Here is a 5,617-nt window from a genome sequence, read left to right as displayed (position 1 = left end):
GGACAAGCCCGGGGATGACGGCTCCTGCCTGCCTGCCGACGAGCGCAACCGTCACCCTCTCCGTCATGGCCGGGCTCGTCCCGGCCATCCACGCCTTTCCCCAGCGCGTGGATCCCCGGGACAAGCCCGGGGATGACGGCTCCTGCCCGCGTGCCGACGAGCGCAACCGTCACCCTCTCCGTCATGGCCGGGCTCGTCCCGGCCATCCACGCCTTTCCCCAGTGCGTGGATCCCCGGGACAAGCCCGGGGATGATGGCTCCTGCCTGCCTTCCGACGAGCGCAACCGTCGCCCTCTCCGTCATGGCCGGGCTCGTGCCGGCCATCCACGCCTGTCCCCAGCGCGTGGATCCCCGGGACAAGCCCGGGGATGACGACCGGAGCGTTGTTAGGCGAGGGTGTCGTAGAGGTCTTCCCACAAGCCCGGGGATGACGGGGGATGCATGTCGGTACAGCGACCCAAATCCACTCCGCGCGCATTGAACATTGAACATTCCGCGCCCATTTCGCAGGATGCGGGCCGAAGCGGCGCGGGAGAGGCCTTCGAATGAGCACCGAGCGGGACGAGACTGCGGAGCCGAGCCTGGCGTCGGCGCCGTTCATCGCGCCCGTGCCGCCGCCGAAGCGGTCGGCGAGCCACAGGCTGCGCGCTTATTTCCTGACCGGCGTGGTGGTCGCCGGGCCGCTGGCCATCACGGCCTACATCACCTGGTGGTTCATCAACCTGGTCGACGGCTGGGTGAAGCCGTTCATCCCTGCGACCTACCTGCCCGAGACCTACCTCAACTATCCCATCCCGGGCTTCGGCCTGATCGTCGCCCTGATCGGCCTTACGGTGCTGGGCTTCCTCACCGCGAACCTCGTCGGCCGTTCCCTGCTCGATTTCGGCGAGACCCTGCTCGGCCGCATGCCGGTGGTGCGCGGACTCTACAAGAGCATGAAGCAGATCTTCGAGACGGTGTTCTCGCAGTCGGGCACGTCGTTCCGCACCGTGGGCCTGGTGCAGTTCCCGGCCAAGGACATGTGGTCGATCGTGTTCCTCTCGACCCCGCCCCAGGGCGACCTGGCGGAGAGCATGCCGGGCCCGCACGAGTACGTCGCCGTGTTCATGCCCTGCACGCCGAACCCGACCACCGGCTTCTTCTTCTACGTCCCACGTCACGAGGTGATTGAGCTGTCCCTCACGGTGGACGAGGGCGCCAAGCTCATCATGTCGGCTGGCCTCATCCAGCCCGACGGGCAGAAGCGCCTCGCCAGGCTGGCGGCCGAGGGGCGGCGGCTTGGTGAGGCCAGGCCGTCCGACCCCGAAACGAAGCCCGCCGTCGAGGCGGCCGAGTGATCACCCCGCCCTGAGCAGGCGGATCGCCGCGTCCCTCTCGAACAGGTAGAGCAGCGCGCGCAGCGCTTCGCCGCGCTCGCTCGCGAGACCCGGGTCGCGCTCCAGCGCCAGCTTGGCGTCGTCGCGCGCCGCCTGCAGCAGCTCGGCGTGCATCTCCGGGATGGCGAGCTTGAATCCGGGCATGCCCGACTGACGAGTGCCCAGCACGTCGCCCTCGCCGCGCAGCCTCAGGTCCTCCTCGGCGATCTCGAACCCGTCCTCCGTGCGCCGCATGCATTCGAGCCGCGCCTTGGCGACCTCGCCCAGCGGCGTCTTGTAGAGAAGCAGGCAGCTCGACTTGCCCGTGCCGCGGCCCACGCGCCCGCGCAATTGGTGCAGCTGCGCCAGGCCGAACTGCTCGGCGTGCTCGATCACCATGACCGTCGCCTCGGGCACGTCGACGCCGACCTCGATCACCGTGGTGGCGACCAGGATGGAGGTCTCGCCGGCCGCGAAGGCCGCCATGGCGGCGTCCTTGTCCTTGCCCTTCATCTGGCCGTGCACCAGCCCGACCCGCGGGCCGAAGATGCGGGTCAGCGTCTCGTGCCTCTCCTGCGCGGCGGCGAGGTCGAGCTCCTCGTTCTCCTCCACCAGGGGGCACACCCAGTAGGCGCGCGCGCCGCCTGCGATGGCCCGCCCGATGCCCGCGACCACCTCGTCCAGCCGGTCGAGCGAAACCACCCGCGTGTCGATGGGCTGGCGACCCGGCGGCTTTTCGCGCAGCACCGAGACATCCATGTCGCCGAAATAGGAGAGCACCAGCGTGCGCGGGATGGGCGTGGCGGTCATCACCAGCACGTCCACCGCCTCGCCCTTGCGCGACAGGGCCAGCCGCTGGTGCACGCCGAACCGGTGCTGCTCGTCGACCACCGCGAGGCCGAGGTCCGCGAAGGCGACCTCCTCCTGGAACAGGGCGTGGGTGCCGAACAGGATGTCGATCTCCCGCCCCGCCAGCGCCTCCAGGGTGGCGCGGCGACCCGCGCCCTTGTCCCGGCCCGTGAGGAGCGCGGTGCGCAGGCCTGCGGCGTCGGCCAGCGGCTTCAGCTTCTCGTAGTGCTGCCGCGCCAGGATCTCGGTGGGCGCCATCAGGGCCGCCTGCCGGCCGGCTTCCACGACGCTCGCCATGGCGAGCAGGGCGACCACGGTCTTGCCAGAGCCCACGTCGCCCTGCAGCAGGCGCAGCATGCGCTCCGGGGCGGCCAGGTCGCGGCGGATGTCCTCCAGCGCCGTCGCTTGTGCGCCCGTGAGCGCGAAGAGCAGGGCGGCCACGATCCTGGCCGCGATGCGGCCGTCCCCGGCCTGCGAGCGGCCGGCCGCCTTCTTCATGCGCTGGCGCGCCAGCAGCAGGGCCAGCTGGCTGGCCAGCAACTCGTCATAGGCCAGCCGCTGCCGCGCCTTCGAGTCGGGGCCCAGCGCCGCCGCCGAGAAGGGACGGTGCAGGTCGCGCAGCGCGTCCCCGAAGGTGGGAAGCCGACGAGCCTGGACCCAGGCGGGGTCCTGCCACTCGGGCAGCTCGGGCACGTCCTCCAGCGCCGCGGCGGCCGCCTTGGCGACCACGCGCGGCCCCAGCCCCGCGGTCAGCCCGTAGACCGGTTCGAACGCCGGCATGCTCTTGAGCCCGGCCTCGTCCACCACCCGGTCCGGGTGGACCATCTGGAGCCGGCCGTCCCACATCTCGATCTTGCCCGAGACCCATCGCTTGGCCCCGATCGGCAGCATCTGCTCCATGCGCTTGGCGTGGGCGTGGAAGAAGATCAGTGCGAGGTCCCCGGTCCCGTCGGACACGATCACCCGGTAGGGGGCGTTGCGCCGGTTCGGCGGCCCGGGCCGGTGCTCCTCGACCGTGACCTCCAGGGTGACGATCCCCTCCCGCGGCGCCTCGGCGATGGTCGGCCGGGCGCTCCGGTCGATGACGCCATGGGGCAGGTGGAACAAAAGGTCGAGCACCCGCGCGCCGCGCCCGGGCTCCGCCAGCAGCGCGTCGAACAGCAGAGCGAGCTTCGGCCCGACGCCGGGCAGCGTCGCCACGGGGGCGAAGAGCGGATTGAGGAGGGCAGGGCGCATGGCGATTCGTCGTTCGCGCAGCATACAGGAAGCCGGGCGCTACGCCCGCGTAGCCGCCGCGCGCCGGATCGTTACCATGGCTCCGGGGGAGGATTCGGCATGATTCCAGCGCTTACGCTCCTGCTCGCCTGCCAGCTTGCCGGGGAGGCGACCGTGCGGCTCGCCGGCTGGCCCGTTCCGGGCCCTGTCCTCGGCATGGCCCTGCTGGTCGCGATCCTGCTGGGGCGGGACCGGCTTCGGCCCGGGGCCGCGCCGGTGTCCGACACCCCCCTCGGCGCAGTCACCCGCGTGATGCTGGCCAACCTGTCGCTGCTGTTCGTCCCGGCCGGCGTGGGCATCCTGCGCAACGCGCCCGCGCTGGCGAGCAACGGCCTGGGTCTCGCGACCGCGCTGGTGGTCTCGACCCTGCTCACCCTGCTGGTGACCGCCCTGGTGTTCCGGGCCCTGTCCGGACGGCTGGACGGCTCGGGGGAGCCGAATCCATGACGCCGGCCACCCAGCTCTGGGTCTACCTCTCCTCCAGCCCGCTGCTCTGGCTCACGGTCACGCTCGCCGCCTATGCGGTCGCGGACCGCCTGTCCGCCGCCGCCGGCCGCCATCCCCTGGCCAACCCGGTGCTGATCTCGGTGGCCGCCCTGGTCGCGCTGCTTGCGGCCACTGGCACGCCCTACAATGTCTATTTCGACGGCGCCCAGTTCGTGCACTTCCTGCTCGGCCCGGCCACCGTGGCGTTGGCGGTGCCGCTGTACGAGAACCGCCGGATCGTGCTCAAGGCGGTCGTCCCAGTGCTGGGCGCCCTGCTGGCCGGCGGCCTCACCGCAGTGGTCTCGGCCGTCGGCATCGCCGCCGCCCTCGGGGCTCCGCCCGCCGTCCTGGCCTCGCTCGCCCCCAAGTCCGTCACGGCGGGCATCGCCATGGGCATCGCGCGCGAGATCGGCGGCGACCCCTCGCTCACTGCCACGCTGGTGATCGCCACAGGCATCATCGGCGCGATGACGGTGGCGCCGCTCATGAACGCGCTCGGCCTGAAGGACTGGCGCGCCCGCGGCTTCGCCGTGGGCCTCGCCTCCCACGGCATCGGCACGGCCCGAGCCTTCCAGGTGAACCCAATCGCGGGGACCTTCGCGGGCGTCGCGATGGGGCTCAATGGCCTGCTCACGGCCTTCATCGTGCCTGTGGTGATGAGCCTGTTCCGGACGTGATCGGATGCGGGGCGGGGATGCACAAAGCAGGCGAATGCCGTTAGGGTCGCGCCCGCAATCGCCGGAGCGCCCCATGCGTATCGCCTCTTGGAACGTGAACTCGGTCAAGGCCCGGATCGGCCACCTCGTCGACTGGCTGAAGCAGGCCGAGCCGGACGTGGTCTGCCTCCAGGAGATCAAGTGCGTCGACGAGGCCTTCCCGACGGCCGAAGTGGAGGCGCTCGGCTACAATGTCGCCACCCACGGGCAGAAGTCCTACAATGGCGTCGCAATCCTGTCGAAGCGGCCCTTCGAGGTCATGCGCGGGCTGCCCGGCGATGACGCCGACACCCAGTCCCGCTACATCGAGGCGGAGATTCCGACCGACTCGGGCGCTGTGCGCGTCGCCTCCATCTACCTGCCCAACGGCAACCCGCCCCTGACCGACAAGTACGACTACAAGCTCGCCTGGATGGACCGGCTCATCGCCCACGCGCAGGGCCTGCTCGCCCTGGAGGAGCCGCTCGTGCTGGCCGGCGACTACAACGTGATTCCGACGGCGAAGGACGTGCACAACCCGGCCGCCTGGGAGGGCGACGCCCTGTTCCTTCCGCGCACCCGGGACAAGTTCCGCGAACTGCTGGCGCTTGGCTTCACGGACGCCTTCCGGGCCTGCGACGACCGCGAGGGTCAGTACACCTTCTGGGACTACCAGGCCGGGGCCTGGCAGCGGAACAACGGCATCCGCATCGACCACCTGCTGTTGTCCCCCCAGGCCGCCGACAAGCTCCAGACCTGCGTCATCGACAAGCACGTCCGCACCTGGGAGAAGCCCTCCGACCACGTCCCGATCCGCATCGACCTCAGGGCGTGATGCTGTCCGGCGCCGGAGCCGCGGAGGGACTGCGCCGTCCTTGCCAGGAGCGCAGCGACGAAGCAATCCGAGGAGCGCAGCGACGAAGCAATTCAGGGCCGTCGCGTCTTGTCGGCTAACGA

The 5,617-nt window shown here is 70.8% G+C and carries 5 protein-coding genes; 4 read left to right on the top strand and 1 reads right to left on the bottom strand.

Annotated features, from left to right (window positions below):
• Window positions 1-545: 545 nt before the first annotated feature.
• On the top strand, window positions 546-1,337 hold the full coding sequence (locus SLNSH_RS24140; RefSeq protein ID WP_106340821.1) for a DUF502 domain-containing protein: 792 nt from the start codon (window positions 546-548) through the stop codon (window positions 1,335-1,337).
• Here the strand turns inward: SLNSH_RS24140 and recG are convergent, their stop codons facing one another.
• The gene (gene recG / locus SLNSH_RS24135; RefSeq protein WP_106340819.1) at window positions 1,338-3,440 is read right to left on the bottom strand and encodes an ATP-dependent DNA helicase RecG; all 2,103 of its coding nucleotides are present in this window, start codon (window positions 3,438-3,440) and stop codon (window positions 1,338-1,340) included.
• 99 nt (window positions 3,441-3,539) lie between these two features.
• Here recG and SLNSH_RS24130 point away from each other — a divergent pair, with 99 nt between their 5' ends.
• From SLNSH_RS24130 to xth, 3 genes are all read left to right on the top strand, one after another.
• Window positions 3,540-3,926, top strand: coding sequence for a CidA/LrgA family protein (locus SLNSH_RS24130; protein ID WP_106340816.1), 387 nt, complete (start codon window positions 3,540-3,542; stop codon window positions 3,924-3,926).
• Window positions 3,923-4,642: an LrgB family protein gene (locus SLNSH_RS24125; protein WP_106340814.1), complete on the top strand. Its 720-nt coding sequence runs from the start codon at window positions 3,923-3,925 to the stop codon at window positions 4,640-4,642. The genes SLNSH_RS24130 and SLNSH_RS24125 overlap by 4 nt, the downstream gene beginning before the upstream one ends.
• A 73-nt stretch (window positions 4,643-4,715) precedes the next feature.
• The gene (gene xth, locus SLNSH_RS24120; RefSeq protein ID WP_106340812.1) at window positions 4,716-5,495 is read left to right on the top strand and encodes an exodeoxyribonuclease III; all 780 of its coding nucleotides are present in this window, start codon (window positions 4,716-4,718) and stop codon (window positions 5,493-5,495) included.
• The last annotated feature ends 122 nt before the right edge of the window (window positions 5,496-5,617 follow it).

Source organism: Alsobacter soli, assembly GCF_003004785.1.
GTDB classification, from domain to species: domain Bacteria; phylum Pseudomonadota; class Alphaproteobacteria; order Rhizobiales; family Beijerinckiaceae; genus Alsobacter; species Alsobacter soli.
Note: the sequence above shows the minus strand (reverse complement) of the source record. Positions and strands in the feature narration are given on the sequence as shown.